This window comes from Streptomyces sp. NPDC001292 (genome assembly GCF_042896465.1).
GTDB lineage: Bacteria > Actinomycetota > Actinomycetes > Streptomycetales > Streptomycetaceae > Streptomyces.
Genome location: NZ_JBIAXG010000083.1, coordinates 1 through 20,430, shown reverse-complemented (window position 1 = coordinate 20,430; position 20,430 = coordinate 1). Strand labels below are relative to the sequence as shown.

Sequence of the window (20,430 nt, the reverse complement as noted above, 5' to 3'; positions counted from 1 at the left end):
GCGTGGTTCGGCGACTGGCACCCCGGGGTGCGCCGGGTCCTGGACCACCTGACGCAGACCGGCGGCACGGGCGTGCAGCGCAACGACCTCTACGATCTTGCCACGCCCCTGCCGAGCTACGTCAGCGGCCGCATCGCCCTCATCGGCGATGCCGCCCACGCGATGACCCCCGACCTCGGCAGGGGGGCGTGCGAGGCGCTCGTCGACGGCGTCACCGTCGCCCGCGAGCTCACCGCACGCGCGCGCGTCGAAGACGCCCTCGCCGCTTACGACGCGGCCCGTCGCCGCCCCACCCAGCGACTCGCGCGCGCCGCCCGGCTGATGAACCGCGCGGTGCACACCCCGCGTCGGATCGCGCCGGTACGGAACGCGGCCATGCGGCTGTTCCTGACCATCGGCAGGCCACCGGCCTGACCCCTGCCAGGCGCACCCTGCACCACCGCCTCCGAGCCAGGGCCCACGCCTGCCGCAGGCCGAGACCGACACCTACGCGGACGTCTGGGAGTTGCCATCGGGACGGCCGCGCGGATGACGCCCTCCAGGCCCAGCTCCGCCATCAGGCGCTCGACGGTGCAGCGGGCCACCTGGACATCCTTGCGCCGCAGCGCGCGGGTGATCCGGCGGGCCTCATAGGTGCCGCCCGGTTCCGCGTGGACCTGCTCGATCAGCGGCATGAGCTGCTCGTCGCGCAGCCGGCGGGCCGACATCGGCCGCTTCTTGCGAGCGAAGTGCGTCGACGGCGACAGCTGCAGCACCCGGCAGACGGGATCGACCCCGAGACCGCGTTCACGCAGGTGGTCGATCACTTGCTCGGCCTCGTCCGGGGACGGTCGAACTCCTGGGCAAAAAACACGCCGGCGGCTTTCAGGATCTCATTCGCCTGCTTCAACTCTGCGATTTCTTTTCGGAGTTGCTTCAGCTCTTCGCGTTCGGCGGTGGTGAGGCGGTCGTCGCGGTCACCGGCGTCGGCTTCGGCCTGGCGGACCCATCCACGCAGGGCTTCCTTATGATGCCGAGGTCCCGGGCGGCATGCGCGACCGGGCGGCCGGTGGTGCGGACCTCGCGGACGGCCGGCTCACGGAGCTCGTCCGGGTACTTACGGGTACTTACGTGGTGCTGACACTGCTCGCGGTTCTTCTTCGGACCAGGAGCATAAGCCTGGCTTCGGGGACTCCACGAAACCGGGGTCAGCTCATAGCGCCGTACACGTCTTCGCGTGTCACTTGACGGTGTCGAGCGCATGGTGGACGGCGTCGACCCGTTTCCAGGCCTCCTCGTCAGCGACGAAGGCGCGCTCCTGGTAGGCGACCTCGACCATGGCCTCGAGGGTGAGACCGGAGCCGGTCAGGATGAGAGGACTCGTGGCGGTTTGTGTGAGGCCATGTGATCTCCCCTATGCGGTGGGATAGGGCGGCTCCCCGTCGCTTGAGTCACGGGGAGCCGGGCGGAGCACGTCAGGCCGTACGGCCGTAGAACAACTGTTGTGTGAGGGAGTTGAGTCGATCTCCGGGTCGTTCGGAGTACGCGAGCACCGCGTTGATGCGGAACTCGTCTCGTTCAACTGGGGTGACTCGGTGCAGCGAGTACTGACCACGGAACATGGTCAGGGCGCCGGGTTCACCGGCGAGGGCGATTCGCCCGGGCAGCGTCTCGTGAAGCGCCCCGATCACGCCCGCAGGGTTTTCGGAGTCCGCGCTGCGCAAATGGTGGTAGTACTGGTACTCTCCGCCTGCCGTGGCTGGCTGCAGCATCACAGTCACAGCGAACGGCGACCGGTCGAAGTGCCAGCCAAGCTCGTCGCCCTTTCCGAAGGTCATTAGCGACGCAGCACCCAGAGGGTCGGCGTATCGGTAGAAGGAGGGCATCTGCAGAGCCTCGCCGAGGAACCTTGTCAGCTCGTCGGACTCGTATGCGATCCGCAGGGGTGAATCGGCGGCGATCAGATCCCAGGCGATCGCGGACTTCGAGCTGTGCTCAAGCACAGTGGCGGGGTCGTCGGAGGTTCCGTTCTCCGGCACGGGCTCGAAGTAGACGTTGTGGGTGTCGTCGGTCCGGTGTGCCAGGCCTTGCTTGGCCAGCGCCTCCTCGACGAGTCGGTCCACGGCCGCCGGCCGGACGAACCCGGGAAGCTGGCAGGCTCCTTCGAAGGCGAGGGAGGCCCGGCAGAAGGCGAGCAGGGCACGAGCCTTCGGACTGTCGAGCCGGTCGATCGGGTAGCGGTCGAGGTCGATGACGTCCGCCAGGGCAATCTGCGTAGAGGTCGCACTCACCGGTCGAGCTCCTTTCAGCGAGTTGGGTTGACAGCGATCAGCGTGCACCCGGCGGCCGATTAATGCCAGTTAAGATATGTGTCAGTAAACATCTCGATTGCTAATGGGGGTCGCTATGGCCAAGCTGCCGTGGACACGGCTGGACATCCAGCACTTCGTGACCCTCATGCATGTAGCGCGATGCGGTTCGTTCACCGAGGCGGCGGCGCAGCTCGGTTACACCCAGTCCGCAGTCAGCCAGCAGATCAGTCGCCTCGAGTCCTTGGTCGGACATCTGGTGGTGAATCGGTCGGCAGGTGGGAAAACAGTCACCCTGACTCCCGCTGGTCGGGTGCTGCTGCAGCACGCCGAGACGCTCACCGGCACTCTGCAGCGCATCGCGATCGATGTCGATGCGCTCTCCCGGGGTGCGGCCGGGATCCTACGGGTCGGATGCTACGAAAGCGTTGGGGCGAAACTCCTGCCGTCTGTGCTCACGAGCTTCCACCAGGAGTATCCGAAGGTTCAGGTCGCGCTCACCGAACTCCCTGACGACGGCGATCTGCTGCATCGGGTGGAGTCGAACGACCTCGACCTTACCTTTGTGGTCTTCCCCCTAACTGCGGGACCGTTCGAGTCTCAACCACTACTCGAGGACCCGTATGTGCTGGTCGTTGCATCGGACTCGCCGTTGGCCGAGAGCACCCTACCGATCGACCTCGACGACCATCCCGACCTGCCCTTGATGTCGTACGCCGAACTAAGGCCACCGCACTCGATGGAAGCGCGGCTTGGCCGCCCGGCCTATCGCTCCCGCGTGGTCTTCCGCAGTAATCAAAACACCACACTGCTCGGGCTGGCGGGGCAAGGCTACGCCGCCGCAGTGATTCCTCAACTTGGGCTGGATCCGAGGCGGCAGGATGTACATGCTCGCAAGCTCGCGTCGGTCAACCCACGCATTATCGGGATCGCATGGCACCAGAACCGGGAACTTTCGGAGGCTGCCTCCGCCTTCATCAGAACAGCGCGCGCCGTAGCGAGCCAGCTGTCTTTCCCTGTTTGACATCCCCAAGCCGCCGAAGTGGGTCTTCTTCAGAAGGGTCTGCCGGTTCCGGGATGCCGCCAGGACTTGGTGCCCTCGACCTCCGTCGCGTACGTACGGGTGGGTCCGTGAATGCGATGCCCGATAGGTGAGCCTGCTGAGCCGCGCGAGCAGGTCCGCGGGCTATCCGGCCTCGCACACCTCACCCTGCCGAGCCCACCGTCCTCCCCGGATGCCGCTCACCGATGAGCCGTCGGGCCGGCTCCGGCGGTCGTGCCCTGCCAGCGGCTATCGGCCGGTCCGGCCGTTGGGAAGGGTCATTCGGATTTCTGAAAAGGTCATTCGAATTCCTGAATAGGAATCCTCGTCAGCCCGTTGCTTGTCACCTCCTATTCATGCAAGCTGTCGCCCACTCCCCACAGCCCCTCTGCCAGGAGTCCCGCATGACAAACACAACGGCAGCGGCCGAAGGCCCGCCACCGGTGGCCGCTTCGGACACCACCGAACGGGAGCCACTCACCGGGTTCCATCTACGGGTGACCGCCACGACCTTTGGTGCGAACTTCTCCGACGGATACGCGCTCGGCATCATCGGCGCAGTCCTGCCTGTGCTCGGCACCACCATGCACCTGTCCGGCGTCTGGCAAGGCCTGCTCGGCGCCTCGGCGCTGATCGGATTGTTCTTCGGGAGCATCGTGCTCGGCCGAGTCGCTGACGCCATCGGACGCCAGAAGCTGTACCTGTACAACTTCTGGCTGATCGTGATCGCCTCCGCCGCCCAGTTCTGGGCGCACTCCCCGCTCGTCCTGTTCCTCCTGCGGCTGATCATCGGTTTCGGTCTCGGCTGCGACTACGCCGTCGGCCCGACCCTGCTCTCCGAGTTCGCCCCGCGCCGACTGCGTGGCTTCCTGCTCGGCTCTCTCACCGTGCTGTGGACCGTCGGATACGTGGTCGCCAACATCCTCGGCACTTACATCCCCCTCACCGACAGCGCCGCGCGCTGGCTACTCGCGAGTGGCGCACTGCCTGCACTCCTGGTGCTGCTGCTGCGAATAGGGGTCCCAGAGTCCCCGAGCTGGCTGGCCAGCAGGGGCCGCGCCGCCGAGGCCGCACAGATCCGCCGCACATACCTCGGGCAGGAATCGACGGCGGAACAGGAGGCGACCACCGCTGCCACGCAATCGCCGACGACCCGCTACCGCGAACTCTTCGCCCCCGGTCAGGCCACCAAGACCTGGTTCGGCGTGATCTTCTTCAGCGCCCAAGTGCTGCCCTACTTCGCAATCTACACCTTCATGTCGCAGATCCTGAGCGCGATGCATATCTCTAATGCCGACACCCAGAACCTGGTGCTCAACCTGGCCCTGCTGCTTGGCGGCATCATCGGTCTGTGGCCTGTACATCGGATGGGCCGGCGGCCGTTCACCATCGGTACCTTCGCGATCCTCGCCGGCTGTCTGGGACTGATGGCCGTGCTCAGCGACGCCTCCAGTTGGCTGCTGATGGTCCCCTTCCTCGCCTACACCTTCGTCATGGCCGGTGCCTCCAACATCACCCAGGTCTACCCGCCGGAACTCTTCCCCACCGCACTACGTGGGACCGGCGTCGGCTTCCTCAACGGCACCAGCCGGATCGCCTCCGCCGTGGGCACCTTCCTACTGCCGGTCAGCCTGAGCGCGATCGGTGTGGGCTGGTCGATGGGCTGGCTGGCATTGGTGCTGCTCCTCGGCACCGTGATCAGCCTCGCCTGGGCACCGGAAACCCGTGACACCCTCACCACTGAAGGGTGGCACCACTGATGGCTACCGCATACCTCACCCTCGACGGAAAGTCCCTGACCGCCGCTCAGGTCACCACCCTCGCTCGCTGCGAGGCCCTGCCGCTCGTCGAACCCAAGGCTCGCGAGCGGGTGCGGGAAGCCCGGGAGGTCGCCGAACAGATCACCACGCGACGCCAGGTATACGGCTATACCACCGGAGTGGGCGCCAACCGGACGGTCACGGTGTCCGACTCGGCCGTGAACACCCTGGGCATGCGGCTGCTCCGCAGCCACGGCGGCGGCATCGGTCCGGTTGTACCGGACGAGCAGGCCCGGGCAATGCTCACAGTCCGCCTCAACCAGCTTCTGAGCGGCGGATCCGCCATCAGCGTCGCAGTCGTGGACCGGATCGCCGAGGCGCTGACCAGTGGTCACCTCCCCCTGGTTCACGCCCTAGGCGCCATCGGTACCGGTGACCTGTCCGCATTGGCAGAACTCGGCCTGACCCTGGCCGGCGAGCTGCCCTGGCAGGGCGGCACCGGCCCGGCACCCGCCCCACTGCCCCTGACCCGCTGGGACGCACTGCCACTGATGTCCAGCAGTGCCCTGACGGTCGGCCAGGCCGCCCTCGCCGCCACCGACCTCAAGCTGCTGCTGGACCGGGTCCCGCTCGTCGCCGCGCTGACGCTGACGGCGCTGCGCGGTTCCGTGGAACCCTACGCAGAATACGTGCACGCCGTGCGGCCGCACCCCGGCTCACAGCTGCTGTCCGCGAGGATGTGCGAGCTCCTGGCGCCGGCGGACGGGAACCCCAGGCTAGTCCAGGACCCGTTCGGACTGCGCTGCCTGCCGCAGGTGCACGGTGCGGCGCTGGATGCCTGGTCCTCACTCGATGAGGTGCTGGACGTAGAGATCAATGCCGCCGCAGAGAACCCGTTGCTCAACACGGACGCGGTCGACTACCACCATCACGGCGGCTTCCACATGGCCCGGCTGGCGCTGGCGCTCGACCAGTTCCGGCTGGGGCTACTAGGGACCGCAGAGCTCTCCACCTCCCGCCTTGGCATCCTGGTCGAACCGGCCCTGACCCACCTGACCCCCTTCCTCTCCGACGGCGAGGACGGCAGCAGCGGCATCATGATCACTGAGTACGCGGCGCAGTCGGCCCTGGCTGAGCTACGCGGGGGAGCACAGCCGGTAAAGCTCGGCCACGCGGTGATTTCCCGCGGCGTGGAGGAGCACGCCAGCTTCGCATCCACCGCGGCCCGGCGTCTGCTGGAGGCCGTCAGCCACTTCCGGCTCATCCTGGGCTGCGAACTGGTTGCAGCAGTCCGTGCCTTGCGGATGGACGACTCAGCTCCGACAGGCGACGGGGAACTGCGGGCATTCTTCGACCGCGCCGCTGAGGTGCTGGAACCGTCCATCGCCGACCGCCAATTGACCGCCGACGTTGAAGCGGCGACCCGGCTGCTGGCCACCGCCTAATGGGAGCTGTCGGGGCGTAGAGACTCGGTGCCGTAGCCGCCAGCAGGTGAGCACTTCCACCGCCGGAAGCATCCGACTTCTGAGGTCAGATCGTGCCCCTGCTGGTCGGCCGGGAGGCCAGGCAGCTGATGGGGTGGCGTGCCCGCCGGGCAGTGGGGCGTGAGCACTGGATCCATTAGGCCGCGTGCCGTGCCTTCCGCAGGCTGCACGAGAGGTGAAGTTCCGGACCAGGCGGGTGCGTTGCTGCTGATCGGTGATGCCTGGGCCGAGGGACCACCACGATGTGGAGGTCCAGGACGCGACCGGCCGGAAGCTGGCCGTGGCGCGGCTGCCCGAGGGCGTGGTGGCTTTGTAGGTGAGTTTCGAGAACGTCGTTTCTCAGCGGTGCGAACGCCTGGTTCCACGGGGGAGTGATGTCGCTGAGTTTCGAGAACGCCCAGGCGCTTGCCTCGGGATCATGGTTGTGCTCTGCACGACGAGGGGGCCCGGGTGCTGCCGAACTCCAAGGTCGATCTGTACGCGGCGATCCGGCGTGATGCCAGGACCGGCATGTCGACGCGCGCGCTCATGCGGAAGTACGGCGTCGGCTTCAACACCGTGCAGAGGGCTCTGATCTCGGCTCTGCCGGAGCCGCGGAAGAAGATGAGGCCACGGGCGACGCGCCTGGACCCCTACAAGCCGGTGATCGATGACCTCGTACGGATTGTGTCTCCGCACCTTGATGCGGTGGGGGTGGAACGGGTGTGGGCGGAGTCCGGCACAGTGCATGTGGCCGCCCGTACCCACGAGTTGATGGTGTCCTGTCCTGACTGCGGTCGCGGTTCGGTGCGGGTGCACAGCCGCTATACGCGTACGCTGGCCGATGTGCCGTCGGCGGTCGCCCCGTGCTGATCGCACTGTCGGTATGGCGGTTTTTCTGTGACAGCCCGCGCTGCCGACGGCGGACGTTCGCCGAGCAAGTCGATGGGCTCACGGTTCGCTATCAGCGCCGCGGTCCTCTGCTGCAGCATCTGGTGGAATTGGCCGGGTGGTGCTCGCCGGCCGAGGCGGAGCCCGGCTCCTGGGCATCTTGAAGGTGCCCCTGTCGCGGACCAGCGTCGAGCGACCGCCCTCGCCCCGCGAAGTCGCCCGCTGGATCACCACCGCCCGCGCCAGCCCGGCGCAGCCTGCACGCAGCCGAGGCACTCAGATGGCTGCTCGAACACTGCCCGGAGCTGGACCGAACCCACGACCTGGCGCGTCAGTTCGCCGCCATGCTCGACGCCCGTGACGCCTCCCCGCTACCGGACTGGCTCGAGCAACTCACAACTTCCCGCCTCCCAGCCCTGGCCAGCCTGGCCAAAGCCATCCGCGAAGACCAGCCCGCAGTAGTGCAGGGCATCACCACCCCGTTCAGCTCCGACGTCAACGAAGGCCGCATTACCGACCTGAAGCTCCAGAAACGGATCACGGCCGGCCGCGCGGGGGTCCGGTTGCTCCGCCACCGCGTCATCCTCATGGCCTTGCTCCGACGCCACACCCGTGACGGAGCGTCACCGTCGCACGGGACACCGCAACTTCACGGAAATCTTGCCAGGGCCAGGAAAGTCCGTACGCCGACACCTGGTGGGAAGCCGCCGTCAAAGCCCACGGTGAACGCGACGGCACCCGGGCCCTGATCGAGGTCCTCCTCCTTTGCCGCCACCTGCCCCACGAACACCTCGTCACCGGCCTCGCCGCAGCGCTGAAGACCGGTGCCCTCACCGCCGATGCCGTCGCTCTCGAAGCCCGCAAGGCAGCCGACGCCGACACCGGACCCGAAGAATCCCCGCAGCCGCCCTACACCACCAGCCAGACCGCCACCGCCCCGCTGCCCGCGGCCGTCAGGGCCAACCTGCCACCCGACAAACGGCCCAATGCCCTCCGTCGCCCCCTACGGCCACCTCCTGCGGCTCCGCCGACCCGACCACCCCACCCCGTGAAAGAGGAGAACGCCGTGACCCTCCCCGCCAGCGAGCAGGCCGCCACCACCGCCGTCGACCAGGCATGCCGCATGCTCCGGCGGCCCACCATCCGCTCCCTCATGCCGTCTCGGGCATTGACAGGTACCTGGCCCCGTCCCATATTGGTCAGACCAGCAGGTGACCTGCATTCGGGCATCCTCCTGGCGTGCCGCGATGAGCCGAGGAGCTGACGAAGTGCGTCCGTTGATTGCCACCGGCATCACTGTCGGTTTTCTCGCCGGGTTGTGGGCCTGGACCAGTGACCAGCTCGGCGCGCCCACCTGGGTCGCCGTGGTTTCGTGGGCCGCCTTCTTCGCCGCCGATGGCAAGGCCGCCGGCCTCGTGAAGACTGCGGCGTCGACGCTGTCGGGTGTGGCCTGGGGCTGGCTCTCCGTCCTGGCCGCCGGACTGGCCACCCGCTGGTCTGGCGCGCTCCCTGTCGCCGTGGCCGTGGCCGTGATCGCGTTCGCGATGTGTGCTCAGGCAAGCTGGACCCTGCTGTCCTTCATCCCCGGAGCGTTCCTCGGGGCCGCGGCGCTGTTCGGCAACGCGGGCGACGTGCCCGTCACGGCGGCCGTCCTGGTCGTCGGTGTGCTCCTGGGCATCGCGTCCGAGCGGTCGGCGGACCTGCTGGTCCGCTCCACCACCCGTGAGTCCGACACGGAGTCCGGCGCCGTCCCGGCCTGATGCCCGACATGCCGTGCGACCCGGCGCAGTCGTCACACGCCACTGAACAGGTCCACACCACGTCGCAACATCGCACCCCCCATTCACCGCATTGCAAATGAGGAGAATCGATGGGTTCATCATTCATAGAAAGCAACAATCTCTGGACCGCCGAGCAACATGAGGCCGCCAATCGCATCGCCGCCCAGGTGGTCGAGCAGGGACTGCGGCAGGTACGGATAAGTTGGAGCGATCAGCACGGCGTCCTGCGCGGCAAGACGCTGGAGGTGGGTCACTTCCTGTCGGTGCTGCGCAACGGCAAGGACTTCCAGACCGCGACCCTGATCTTCGACACGACCAACAACCCGGTCGTTCCCCCGTTCGGCGCCAACGCGCTCGGCGACCCACGGATGACCGGCCTGCCCGACGGCGTCCTGGTCCCCGACCCGACGACCTTCACCGTGCTGCCCTGGCTCGACCGCACCGGCTGGATCTTGTCGAATCTGCACTACCGGTCGGGTGAAATTGTCCCCTTCGACACCCGCGGCATCCTGCAGAGGCAGCTCGGTCTCCTCGACGCCACGGGATACTCCTACATCGCCGGTGTCGAGCTGGAGTTCTACATCACCCGGCTCGAGGACGCCCGCCTTTCCTTCGAAGACTCCGGTCATCCGCCGGCGCCGCCCCGGGTCAGCGCGGTCTCCCACGGCTTCCAGTACCTCACCGAGGTCCGCGGCGACGAGATCGGCGCGATCCTCGACGTCCTCAGGGACAACATCGTCGCGCTCGGCATGCCGCTGGCCACCGTCGAGGACGAGTGGGGTCCGGGCCAGTGCGAGGTGACCTTCGAACCGCTGACGGGCCTGAAGGCCGCCGATACCGTGGTCCTCCTCCGCAGCGTGATCAAGCAGCTGTGCCGGCGCCACGGCTACCACGCCACCTTCATGTCCCGCCCCGCATTCCCCAACGCCTTCTCCAGCGGCTGGCACCTGCACCAGTCGCTTGCCACCCCCGAAGAGGGCAACGCCTTCGCAGGCGACGAGGACTCCGCGCTCTCCCAGACCGGTCGCCGGTTCATGGCCGGACTGCTCGAGCACGCCCGCGCCTGCTCGGTGCTCACCACGCCGACGATCAACGGCTACAAGCGCTACCGCCCCGACTCGTTCGCCCCGAACCGGGTGACGTGGGCCGAGGAGAACCGCGGCGCCCTCGTCCGGGTCGCCGGCGGCCGCGGCGACGCCAACACGCACCTGGAGAACCGGGTCGGCGAACCCGCCGCGAACCCCTACCTCTACCTGGCCGCGCAGATCATCAGCGGCCGGGACGGGCTCAACAACAAGCTCGAGCCGGGCCCGTCGGCCGACGAGCCGTACCTCGCCGACGCCCCCGCCCTGCCGGCAAGTCTGGAGCAGGCCATCAAGGTGTTCGGCGAAAGCGAACTGCTGCGCCGCGAGCTCAGCGACCCGTTCGTGGACTACCTGTCGATGGTCAAGCAGCACGAAGTCGACCGCTTCAACGCAGCGGTCACCGACTGGGAGCAGCGTGAATACTTCGAGATCTACTGATCTGGTCGGCGGGGCCGGTGCGGACCGGCCCCGCCTGCCGATCCTGGCCAGCGCCCGCGCGGCCGACCCCGATCCCCGCACCACGCTGACGGTGGCGGCGGCCCAGCTGGGCGGACCGTGGCTGAACGTCAACGCCCGGATGGAACGCCTGATTCAGGCAGCGGAACTCGCCGCGTCCGAAGGGACGCAGGTGCTGGCGTTCCCGGAGACCTACCTGTCGGGCTACCCGTTCTGGCTGACCCGCACCCAGGGATCGCGGTTCGACGACGCCAACCAGAAGGCCTGCTACGCCGCCTACCTCGACAGCGGGATCGAGGTAGGCGGGCCGGAGCAGCGCGAGCTGGAGAGGCTCTCCTCGGACCTCCGGCTCACCCTGTTCGTCGGCGTCACCGAGCGCGGCCGGGGCAACGCCAGTGGCTCGACCTTCTGCACGATGCTCACCCTGCATCCCGGGCACGGGCTGGTCGGGCACCACCGCAAACTCGTGCCGACCTACGACGAACGCCTCGTCTGGGCCCAGGGCGACGGGGCCGGGCTGCGCACGCACCCGGTTGGCCCGGCCATGGTCGGTGCTCTCAACTGCTGGGAGAACTGGATGCCACAGGCACGGCACGCACTGTACGCCGACGGCGAGCAGGTCCACATCAGCTCCTGGCCCGGCGCGAGCGGCCTCACCCCGGACATCACAAGGTTCACCGCCCAGGAGGGCAGGGTCTTCGCCATGGCCGCCTCGGGCATCCTCTCCCCGGACGACGTCCCCGACGACTTCCCGCTGGCCGAGGAGGTGCGCGCGAACTCGGCGGCGATGCCGTTCGACGGCGGCTCCGCCGTGGCCGCGCCCGACGGGTCGTGGCTGGTACCTCCGGTCAACGGCGCCGAGGGCCTGATCGTGGCCGATCTGGATCTCAGCTGGGTCGCCCGCGAGCGCCTCAACTTCGACCCGACAGGCCACTACAGCCGACCCGATGTCTTCAAGGTCACTGTCGACCGCAGACGCCGCCGGGCGGGCAATTTCGTGGATCTGGCGGATCGCGCGGAGACAGACCCCGCGGGGTGCGCGGCCCCCACCAGCCAAGCGGCCGAGACGTACTCGGCAGAACAGGAGGTGGGACGTGGCGGACGCCGCTGAGACCGTCCTCGTACTCCAACACCAGGACGACGCCGGGCCGGGCAACCTCGCCGACTGGCTGCGGGCCAACAGCATCCCGTGGCAGCTCGTCGACGTCCAGGCCGGTGAACTGCCGCAGCCCACACGGCACCGGGCCCTCATGGTCCTCGGCAGTCGGGAGGCCGCCTACGACGCGACGGTTCCGTGGGGACAACCGGAGCGTTCGTTCGTCCAGGCGGAGATCGAGCTCGGCACACCGGTCTTCGGGATCTGCTACGGCGCGCAGTTGCTCGCCCAGATCCTGGACGGCAAGGTGCAACCCGCCGCCGAGGCCGAGCGCGGCTGGACGAAGATCCCGGCCGTAGCCGACGAGCCGCAGCTCGCGCAGGTCGTCCAGGGCTGCTGGTTCGAATGGCACGGCGACGAGATCGTGCTGCCACCGAAGGCCACGCTGCTCGCCGGCAACCTCCACGTCCAAGCCTTCAGCCACGGCCGCCATCTCGGGGTGCAGTTCCACCCCGAGATCACCGCGGAGCAGATCCGCGCGTGGATGACGGCCGACCAGCGCCGACGGCAACTCGCCGACGCCGGCGGAGTGCCCGAGGAGCTGGTGCGCATCACCGAGTCCCGGTACCAAGACGCCGAACAGGCGGCCTGGCGCCTGTACGAGGAATTCCTCAAGGTCGCCGACGGCTGAACCGGTCGCACTCTTCGGCATCGGCGCTTCCCGGCGCCGATGCCGAAGGCGGTATGTTCAGACCAGCAGGACACTGAACCGGGATCCGTACCGGGCGGACTGAGGAGGGTCATGGCAACCGATCGGCAGGGAATCGCACGCATGCGGCCGGTCGATCGCAAACCGCTCTACGAGCAGGTCAGCGATCGCCTTCGGGAGTTCGTCGATGTCAACCAGTTGCAGCCCGGCGATCGGCTGATGAGCGAGCGGGACCTTGCCCGCGAGCTGTCCGTCGGACGCTCCTCCATCCGCGAGGCCATCACCGCACTGCGCGCCCGCGGCATGGTCGAGGTCCGCCACGGCGACGGCATCTACCTGCTCCAGCGGCCGGACGACCTGATCGACCTGCTGGCCGCCGAACTGGTCGAGACCCACGTGGACCACCCCGCCATCTGGGAGACCCGGCAGGCCCTGGAGACCCAGTGCGCGCGGCTCGCCGCCATGCGGGCCACCACCGACGACCTCGCCGAGCTGGATGCCGCGATGGAGGAGATGCGAGCGGAGATCGACGCCGGTCAGCCCGGGCTCTCTGGAGACCGGCGGTTTCACACCCGGGTAGCCACCGCCTCGCACAACCCGATCCTGGTCCGCCTGCTGGCGAGCATGCACACCGCGCTCGACCGCACATCTGAGACGTCCCTGACGCGGGCCGGCCAACCCGCCAAGTCCCTCCGGGACCACCAGGCGATCCTCGATGCCATCCGCGCGCGCGAACCCGGCGACGCCGCCGATGCGATGTTGCGGCACCTGGTCGTCACCACGGACTCGCTCGTGGCCGGCCGGTACGAACACCGCGAGTGACACCACCGCATGCCACGACATCACGGCGCACATGCTCCACCCGCTGTTGACCCACATGCTCAAGCACGCCGAGCAGTGTCTGGACGGACTCGACAGAGCCCCTTGGGTGTTCCTGTCGATCCCGCTGACGTACGCACCCGTTTCGACGAGCTGCTGCCCAGTGGCCTCACCGGTCCGCTGACCGTCATCGAGGACCTGGTCACAGCGGCCGACCCGTAGTGGTGGCGAGTGCGGGGCCGCGCTACTTCGGGTCTGACACCGGAGCTGACCGCTTCACATCCCCTCGCAGCTGGAGACCATGACCGGAGGGATAGTTGAGGGTCATGGCCTCCAGGAAGCGTGTGTACGGCGCTGAGTTCCGCGAGGGACGGTACGGATCGTGACGGAGACCGGGAAGCCGATTCCGGAGGTGGCCGAGGAGCCCGGCGTGCATCCGGGCACGCTGCACAGCTGGGTGTCGCGGGCCAGGCGCAATGGCTCGCCGACGTCCGACCGGTCGGCGAAATCGATCTGTTCTCCCGTCGTCTGTTCGGCTACGCGATGGGCGAACGGCGCGACGCGGAACTGGTGGTGGCATTGCTCAACATGGCCGCAGCCACCCGCGGCGGCGTCATCTGCGGCGTGATCACGCACACGGACAGTGAGTATGACCGTGCCGGATGTTCCCCGGCCTCTTGACCCGCACGGCGATGGACGCGCCAGGATGCCAGTGCCGGGATGTTCTCGCGGTCTCCTGATCCGGCCTTGTCACGTTGGCTGAGGGCTGATCGTCTGAGGTTGTGTCAGGGTACGGGGCCGGTGCCGGCTCTAGGTCAGGCACCTGCGGGCTGTGCGGCGGTGCCGGTGATCTGGTCCCAGATGGCGAAGCGGATGACCATCTCGGTGCGGTGGTCGGGGGTGGTCAATCTGGTGCTGGCGTGGCCGGAAGTGGGGTGAGATGCGGCTGAACGCGGACAGGATTCTCTGGGCTCCTGCGACGCTGCGGAAGCCTTTCATGGCGCGTTCGCGCTGCCTCGTTGGCTGGTGGGAGTTCTCGGCCCGGTTGTTCAGGCCTTTGTGGGAGCGCTGCTCGACCGAGGGCATCACCTCGCGGTGGGCCGCCCCGTAGGAATGGAGCATGTCGCCCCGTTCGCGAACTCATACGGGGCGGCGCAACAGCCTGGAAGAATCACAACGGACCGCTGGCGTCCGCCTCGGGCTCGGCTTCTTCGCCTTCCGGGGATTGATCGTTCGACGATCCTGCCGGCACAAGCCGATCCGTCCCGGCAGGGCGAGTCCGAGGCCCGCCACATCCTCAAGCTCGAACTCGCCAGCGCGGCCGGGAGGCCGGTGCCCAGCCCGAACTGGAGGTGAGGGCACCAGACGGTTCCTGCCGGCCTGGGAAGCGGGCTGTGTCCCGTCGCAGGTCCACGTGGACCAGGAAGCCCTTCAGCGGGTCACGCTGCACGGCCTTCTACCGCCCCGCAGGGGCCTTCCAAATGTATCGCATCTATTTTTCTGCAGGTGGCGGATAGACTCTGTTCACCTCTTGACTCGCCGTTGATCAAACTTCACACTATTCTGAGTCAAGGGCACTTGAGGGTAGGCCGTCAAGGGAGGAGGGCCTCAGCGAGAGCTGCACGACCGCCAAAAGAGTCTGAACTATGTGGGATCTCTGTAGTCGATTGAAGTTGATCACTTCGCATCTCGCATCTCGTTTCGGCACGGCATCGAGGCGCCGCCGCTCAGGGGAATGATGGGCATGACACGCAGTCCGATGTTCCTGAGACCCCCTTGCCTGGAGGGCGGCGCCCTGGACGGACGCCTTGGACGAGCCGACCCTGTTGGTCCCTGCAGCGAGCACTTCAACGTGGTCGTCTCGGCATGGGCCCGCCCGCTGGCCGCTATCCATGGACAGCACCCGGCCGTGGCGCCCTGCGGGATTCCACCCTGCCTTCCCTGTCGGCCGCCGTATGCCGGCTCCGGCTTGACGAAGAGGGCAGGCCACCCCTAGCGGAACGCGCACGAACTGCCAGGAACGATTCCATCGAGAACGCTTGGAGCCCGCCAAGAGGTGTCGCCTGAGACACCTCGCGTGTCCCCTCGTTCGCCTTCGGCGCTCCCGCCGTCCCGGCGACACCGAACCCGCCTCCGTCAATGACAAGCCCGCAGTGATACCTGCCCTTCAGCAGTGGCAAGGCGGTACGGGCTCCTTCCAGCTGCGCAAGCACAGCCGAATCGTGTTCGCCAAGAAGCAGGGAGACAGACTCCGCGACAAGATCGCAACTCTCGGACGAGATCGAGCGGGTGACGGGTCGAAAACTGGACGCGCCGCCCCAGGGCCCCGCAGGACGGCGACATCGTGCTGACGGTCGATCCCGCTGGCCGAAAGCCACGGGCGGCGCCCAGCTCAAGGGGGAGGGGTACACCACGGTCACCGACCGGTCCGTGCGGATCACCGCACGGACCGCGAAGGGCATCCACTACGGCACGAGCACGCTGCCGTAGATCCTGCTGCTGGACGACGGCCGCGAATCCGTGCCCGTGGGTACCGCCGTGGACTCGCGGATCGGTTCCTCGTGCCTGGTGTAGCCGGCTGGTGCTGAAAAACGACACCGGCGCTATCACCGGTGTTCCGAGTGTGGGGCGTCGGCAGGTTCACCATCACTTCCCCAACGGCGGGAGCCGTTCTGGACGCGTCGAGCACCTGCCACTCCCGTAGTCCCGTAATAGCGGGGCACGGATTAGTCACTGATGAAGAAAGGATCACTCGGCAGTGAGAAAAAGCTATAGAAAGATCGCATCTTTCTTGGGAGGGATGATCGTCGTATCACTCCTGTTTGGTGTATCCGTAACGAAGCAGGCATCCGCGCAGCAGGCGGCGGGGAACGCTCCGTTCATCAACTCGTGGCTGGTGTCGGGCCCGTTTGATTCGCCGGTGGCCGACAAGCAATATGGATGTGAAGCCGATGACTCGGGGAACGCGTGGTCGGCTGTCGGCGACAGTGCCGAGAGGGCGGCGGAGAACGGTGCCGCGGCCAACGCGATCGACGGCGATCCGTCGACCCTCTGGCACACCGCGTACAGCGGCGGTGTCGCACCCATGCCGCACTGGCTCGACATCACGCTGGCCAGCCCGCAGGTGATCGACAAGCTGACGTACCTGCCGCGGCAGGACGGCAACACCAACGGGAACATCGCGAACTACGAGGTGTCGGTCAGCGACGACGGCGTCTCGTGGGGCACACCTATAGCGACTGGCACGTTCAGCGCCGGGGCCGGGGTGAAGACGGTCACCTTCCCGCCGGTCAGTGCCAAGCACGTGCGACTGCGGGCCCTGAGTTCGCAAAACGGGCAAGGCTTCGCATCGGCCGCCGAGGTCAACCTGTACGGGTCTGATGGATTGCCGATCGGCACGTACCGCCCGGTCGAGGGGAAGACGAAGATCACCCCGAAGGCCGGCGAGTCGTTGAGCTTCGGCAACGAAAGCGCAAAGTGGGAGTACTTCGACGACCGCCTCTATAACCGGAACTACGACGACTACCAGGATCTTTACGGATACTACACCGTCAAGAAGGGTGTCGATACGCGGAACAAGTACGTGTACGCGCACACGTACGTCTACAGCCCGGTCGAGCAGCAGGCATATTTCAACGTCGGGGCGAGCGGTTCGTACCGGCTATACGCGAACGACAGCTGTCTGACGGCCCCAAGCACTCCGAAGGAGGTGCAAAAGGATCTGACGAAGCAAGCTGTCCAACTGCACGCAGGCTGGAACAAGCTGATGATTCAGATCAAGCACACCTACACGGAGGACGTGAATTCAAACGGTGTGCCGATTGCCAAGGACCAGAACGTAGCCTATCTCGGGTTCTACGGCCGGGTGGCGGATCAGAACGGCAACAAGATCAATGGTCTGGTCAATTCTGTGACAGGGCCGTCGGGAAGCCTGCAGATCGTGTCGCAAGGACTCTCGAGCGACGATGCGATCCACACTCCGCTTCCGAAGAACAACATGCCGACTGGCTACAAGGAATGGCCGTACGTCTGGAACAAGTCGACGGCCAACAACAAGTACGGCGTCGCCGCTTCGACTTTCCAGTTCATGGCTGCCGGTGGCGCGCCGGGCTATACATGGAAGATCGTAGACGGGAACTTGCCTGATGGCCTGGAGTTGAACCCTGACGGCTCTATCGCGGACGGATTGGTCGACGGGAAAGTCGATCTGAACAGCACTAAGGGCATCATCAGGGTCAACACCAAACCAGGGGATTATCACTTCACCGTCCAGGTGGCCGACAGGGAAGGGAACACTAGTTCAAAAAACTTCACCATCACCGTGAAGGAACGTCCAAACAAGTGGTTCGAGGAGGGCAGGGTCAGCGCACTGACCCATTCCACCCCAACGTACAACTACTTCGTGGATCCAAACCACTCCGTCGATCAATGGGCAGCGAGAGCGAAGCGTGAAGGGCATTCGCTGGTATCGATCGAAGCACTACAGCAGAACTACTTCTGGCCGTCGAAATTCGCAGATCCGAAGAACATTAAGGCGGAATACCTCCCTAAAGACGAAGGCGGCAAAGTAGTAGACGGATTGAAGCAGTACGAACAGGCAGTGAAGCGTTACGGCATGAAATTCGGCTTGTACTACGCGACCGAGGGTGGCGGTTTGCAGCATTACTCCACTGATGTGTTCGTGCAGAATGTGGAGGATCTCATTCGGCGTTACAGTCCGGACTACCTGTACTTCGACGGTCCACAGTCAATGCCCAATGCCAACTACGACGCGATGTACAGTGCGCTACGCAACCACAGCGATGAGATCATCGTGGACTCAAACGCCTGGGGGGCGGAGTACGGCGATCCGGATTTGAGAACCGGCGAGGCGTCAGGCATCTACGCCAATGTGGGGGGAAACCATCTTCTGAAGCGGACGCCCATGGAACCGTGGAAGATGATCCACACCAAGGACATGCTCTCGCCGTACTACGAAAAGCGCGACGACTTCAGGCAGGTCACCAAAGAGATGGTGATGAATGCTGGTCGGGGCTATGTCGACAACAACGATCAATCGGTCATCGACAGCCGGGGCCCGAACTGGGACTCTCCCCAAGAAATCGCCACGAGGTACCCCAAGGCTGTCCAGGAGTTCATCGATGTAAGAGAGAACCTCGCCAACTGGTTCGCTCCGGAGCATGGGCCGGAGAGGCACGAGTCCACGACGGGCACAACGCCGTACTTCCTGGCGGGCTACGGCTACGAAGACGATGGACGAGGAAACTACGAGAAGTTCGCTTTCCCCGACAGCACGACTGGTCCGCAATGGGGATATGCGACCGCAAGGGACAACAACATCTATCTTCACATCCTGAAGGGGCCGGACGGCAAGAAGGGCTTCGACGCGATTACCGGCAAGTCCTTGACCATTCGTCCGATCAAGGATCGGGTGACGTCGGTGAGGTGGTTGAACAGCGACATCCCGGTCACGTCGTTCAGCCAGGAGGGCGACAGCCTGACCATCAACCTGGCCGATGCGCGGGAAGATCCGATCGACACGATCATCAAGATCGTGACTGACAATCCTGAGCGCAAGTTCAAGCTGACCAACGTCGACGTGACCGGTGAGCAGCTGGCGCCGAAGGTGCTGAAGGTCAATGCCGAGGGCTACATGACGTATCCCGCGCTGAAAGCCAAGCTTTCGGACGTGACCTACAGCAGCGCGAATCCTGAGATAGCGGAAGTTCGCCCTAGTGGAATCGTGCATCCGGTGTCGGACGGCACGACGAGCATCACGGTACGAGGCGCTTATGAGGGCGTGACCAAACAAGGCGCGTTGAAGGTGGCGGTCAAGGATGGCCTCGTCTATGCCGCCGACATGCTCAGCGCATCGTTGTCGGTGGAAGGGAAAGAGACATACGGCGAGTTCGGCCTGAACGATGGGCTCAAGTACGAGATAGAAGGCAGGTCGACATCAGGCGGACCCATCGGCTTGGATGCGGCTCAGATCAGATGGCATGGCGGAATCGTCGATCTGGCCGGCGGTAACAAATACAAGCCGGTCGCCATCAAGGAAGTAGACACATTCGCGTTCAATGGGAACAAGATCACCACCCCGCAGGTCGAGGCACCCGCGAGAGGAGTCGTCTGGGCAGACGTGACACTGGACGGTAAAACTTACACGACAAACAGGGTCTTCATGGACCTGCTGCCGTACCGGAACCTCGCGAACGGCGCCGAAATCACAGCCAGCCAGGGGCAAGATGCGGTGTCGAACCTCACCGACGGCAGGCTCATCGACGGCGTCCACTTCGATCAGTCGAAGTGGACGGTGCCAGGAAGCGAGCAGGCTTGGATTCAATTCAAGCTTCCCGCGAAGACTGACATCTCGAACATCGACATCAACTTCAACACGCTGGATCAGCGGTACATCAACACGCCCAAGACAATCAAGATCCAAACCAGCGTCGACGGTGTGACCTGGAATGATGCCAGCACCGTCAACGGCCCAACGGGCACCGCCTATTTCGGGTTCTACAACCAGTACCCCCTTAGCGCACAGGCCCAGTACGTGAAGTTGGTGTTCGACGGCGGCTCGAACGGGTCAACGACCGACCTGCTCGAGGTCGCCGTCAACGGAAGATAGGTGACACGGCGACCGATCAGCGTCGTGGTCTTCAACGGTGACGACGCTGGCCGGTTGCCATCGCCCGCGTCCACGTCCGTCATGATCGGCTCGCTCTCTTCGCACGGTGCGGGGTCCGATCCGGCGCCGCGTGTACGAGCCGGACAGCCGATGCCCCCGACCACACCACCGACCGGCCCCGGGGCCGTGGCGCGTGCACTACCACGTGCCGCTGCACGTGGCGCCGGCCGCGCCGCTGAACACCACCGTCCCCGTGCTCCGCGAGGCACTCAAGGAGCTGGTCGGCGGGCCGCTGTGCGACCACTTCGACGTGGAGACCTAGGAGCGTGGGTCAGTAACGGGCAATTGGCCGGTCGGTCGTGATCGGTGTGATTGATTGCGGTCGGGCGGCGGGCCCGGGGTCCCGACCTGC

15 protein-coding genes and 3 pseudogenes are annotated in these 20,430 nt (G+C 66.0%); 15 read left to right on the top strand and 3 right to left on the bottom strand.

From position 1 onward, the window contains the following. A partial coding sequence (locus ACFY4A_RS41130; RefSeq protein WP_390834432.1) for an FAD-dependent monooxygenase occupies positions 1-414 on the top strand: 414 nt, incomplete at its 5' end. Positions 415-536: 122 nt separating this feature from the next. On the opposite strand, the pseudogene ACFY4A_RS41125 reads toward ACFY4A_RS41130, so the two are convergent. After that, positions 537-707: pseudogene (locus ACFY4A_RS41125) on the bottom strand (IS3 family transposase); the annotation flags it as partial. A 747-nt stretch (positions 708-1,454) separates the two neighbouring features. Next, positions 1,455-2,270, bottom strand: coding sequence for a hypothetical protein (locus ACFY4A_RS41120; protein ID WP_390834431.1), 816 nt, complete (start codon positions 2,268-2,270; stop codon positions 1,455-1,457). A 115-nt stretch (positions 2,271-2,385) separates the two neighbouring features. On the opposite strand from ACFY4A_RS41120, the gene ACFY4A_RS41115 reads away from it, so the two are divergent. The 11 genes from ACFY4A_RS41115 to ACFY4A_RS41065 all read left to right on the top strand — a co-directional run bounded on the left by ACFY4A_RS41115 (position 2,386) and on the right by ACFY4A_RS41065 (position 14,018). Next, positions 2,386-3,312, top strand: a complete 927-nt coding sequence (locus ACFY4A_RS41115) for a LysR family transcriptional regulator (protein ID WP_390834430.1) — start codon at positions 2,386-2,388, stop codon at positions 3,310-3,312. A 422-nt stretch (positions 3,313-3,734) separates the two neighbouring features. Beyond that, positions 3,735-5,090 (top strand): MFS transporter, encoded by a 1,356-nt coding sequence (locus ACFY4A_RS41110; protein WP_390834429.1) that lies wholly within the window; start codon positions 3,735-3,737, stop codon positions 5,088-5,090. Next, positions 5,090-6,535 carry an aromatic amino acid ammonia-lyase gene (locus tag ACFY4A_RS41105; protein WP_390834428.1) on the top strand — a complete coding sequence of 482 codons (1,446 nt, stop codon included), beginning with the start codon at positions 5,090-5,092 and terminating at the stop codon, positions 6,533-6,535. The genes ACFY4A_RS41110 and ACFY4A_RS41105 overlap by 1 nt, the downstream gene beginning before the upstream one ends. A 489-nt stretch (positions 6,536-7,024) precedes the next feature. Then, positions 7,025-7,426, top strand: a complete 402-nt coding sequence (locus tag ACFY4A_RS41100; protein WP_390834427.1) for a hypothetical protein — start codon at positions 7,025-7,027, stop codon at positions 7,424-7,426. Between the two features lie 275 nt (positions 7,427-7,701). Then, positions 7,702-8,193, top strand: coding sequence for a transposase (locus ACFY4A_RS41095; RefSeq protein WP_390834434.1), 492 nt, complete (start codon positions 7,702-7,704; stop codon positions 8,191-8,193). Between the two features lie 519 nt (positions 8,194-8,712). Continuing rightward, on the top strand, positions 8,713-9,204 hold the full coding sequence (locus tag ACFY4A_RS41090) for a DUF1097 domain-containing protein (protein ID WP_390834426.1): 492 nt from the start codon (positions 8,713-8,715) through the stop codon (positions 9,202-9,204). Between the two features lie 110 nt (positions 9,205-9,314). Continuing rightward, complete coding sequence (locus tag ACFY4A_RS41085) at positions 9,315-10,748, top strand: glutamine synthetase family protein (protein WP_390834425.1); 1,434 nt, start codon at positions 9,315-9,317, stop codon at positions 10,746-10,748. Next, positions 10,726-11,877, top strand: a complete 1,152-nt coding sequence (locus ACFY4A_RS41080) for a carbon-nitrogen hydrolase family protein (RefSeq protein WP_390834424.1) — start codon at positions 10,726-10,728, stop codon at positions 11,875-11,877. The genes ACFY4A_RS41085 and ACFY4A_RS41080 overlap by 23 nt, the downstream gene beginning before the upstream one ends. Beyond that, on the top strand, positions 11,861-12,553 hold the full coding sequence (locus tag ACFY4A_RS41075; protein ID WP_390834423.1) for a type 1 glutamine amidotransferase: 693 nt from the start codon (positions 11,861-11,863) through the stop codon (positions 12,551-12,553). Before ACFY4A_RS41080 ends, ACFY4A_RS41075 begins: the two co-directional genes overlap by 17 nt. A 141-nt stretch (positions 12,554-12,694) precedes the next feature. Further along, positions 12,695-13,393 (top strand): FadR/GntR family transcriptional regulator, encoded by a 699-nt coding sequence (locus ACFY4A_RS41070; RefSeq protein ID WP_390834422.1) that lies wholly within the window; start codon positions 12,695-12,697, stop codon positions 13,391-13,393. A gap of 379 nt (positions 13,394-13,772) precedes the next feature. Beyond that, the gene (locus tag ACFY4A_RS41065; RefSeq protein WP_390834421.1) at positions 13,773-14,018 is read left to right on the top strand and encodes a hypothetical protein; all 246 of its coding nucleotides are present in this window, start codon (positions 13,773-13,775) and stop codon (positions 14,016-14,018) included. 187 nt (positions 14,019-14,205) lie between these two features. On the opposite strand, the pseudogene ACFY4A_RS41060 reads toward ACFY4A_RS41065, so the two are convergent. Beyond that, positions 14,206-14,515: pseudogene (locus tag ACFY4A_RS41060) on the bottom strand (DDE-type integrase/transposase/recombinase); the annotation flags it as partial. Between the two features lie 1,164 nt (positions 14,516-15,679). Here ACFY4A_RS41060 and ACFY4A_RS41055 point away from each other — a divergent pair. From ACFY4A_RS41055 to ACFY4A_RS41045, 3 genes and pseudogenes are all read left to right on the top strand, one after another. Next, positions 15,680-15,880, top strand: a complete 201-nt coding sequence (locus tag ACFY4A_RS41055) for a hypothetical protein (RefSeq protein WP_390834420.1) — start codon at positions 15,680-15,682, stop codon at positions 15,878-15,880. A gap of 310 nt (positions 15,881-16,190) precedes the next feature. After that, the gene (locus ACFY4A_RS41050; protein ID WP_390834433.1) at positions 16,191-20,018 is read left to right on the top strand and encodes a discoidin domain-containing protein; all 3,828 of its coding nucleotides are present in this window, start codon (positions 16,191-16,193) and stop codon (positions 20,016-20,018) included. 178 nt (positions 20,019-20,196) lie between these two features. Continuing rightward, positions 20,197-20,337 (top strand): annotated as a pseudogene (locus tag ACFY4A_RS41045) (xylose isomerase); the annotation flags it as partial. Between the last annotated feature and the right edge of the window lie 93 nt (positions 20,338-20,430).

Coding starts and splice junctions, on each gene's coding strand:
- ACFY4A_RS41110 (WP_390834429.1), top strand. CDS start 3,735: ATGACAAACACAACGGCAGCGGCCGAAGGCCCGCCACCGGTGGCCGCT.
- ACFY4A_RS41050 (WP_390834433.1), top strand. CDS start 16,191: ATGATCGTCGTATCACTCCTGTTTGGTGTATCCGTAACGAAGCAGGCA.
- ACFY4A_RS41070 (WP_390834422.1), top strand. CDS start 12,695: ATGCGGCCGGTCGATCGCAAACCGCTCTACGAGCAGGTCAGCGATCGC.
- ACFY4A_RS41105 (WP_390834428.1), top strand. CDS start 5,090: ATGGCTACCGCATACCTCACCCTCGACGGAAAGTCCCTGACCGCCGCT.
- ACFY4A_RS41085 (WP_390834425.1), top strand. CDS start 9,315: ATGGGTTCATCATTCATAGAAAGCAACAATCTCTGGACCGCCGAGCAA.
- ACFY4A_RS41115 (WP_390834430.1), top strand. CDS start 2,386: ATGGCCAAGCTGCCGTGGACACGGCTGGACATCCAGCACTTCGTGACC.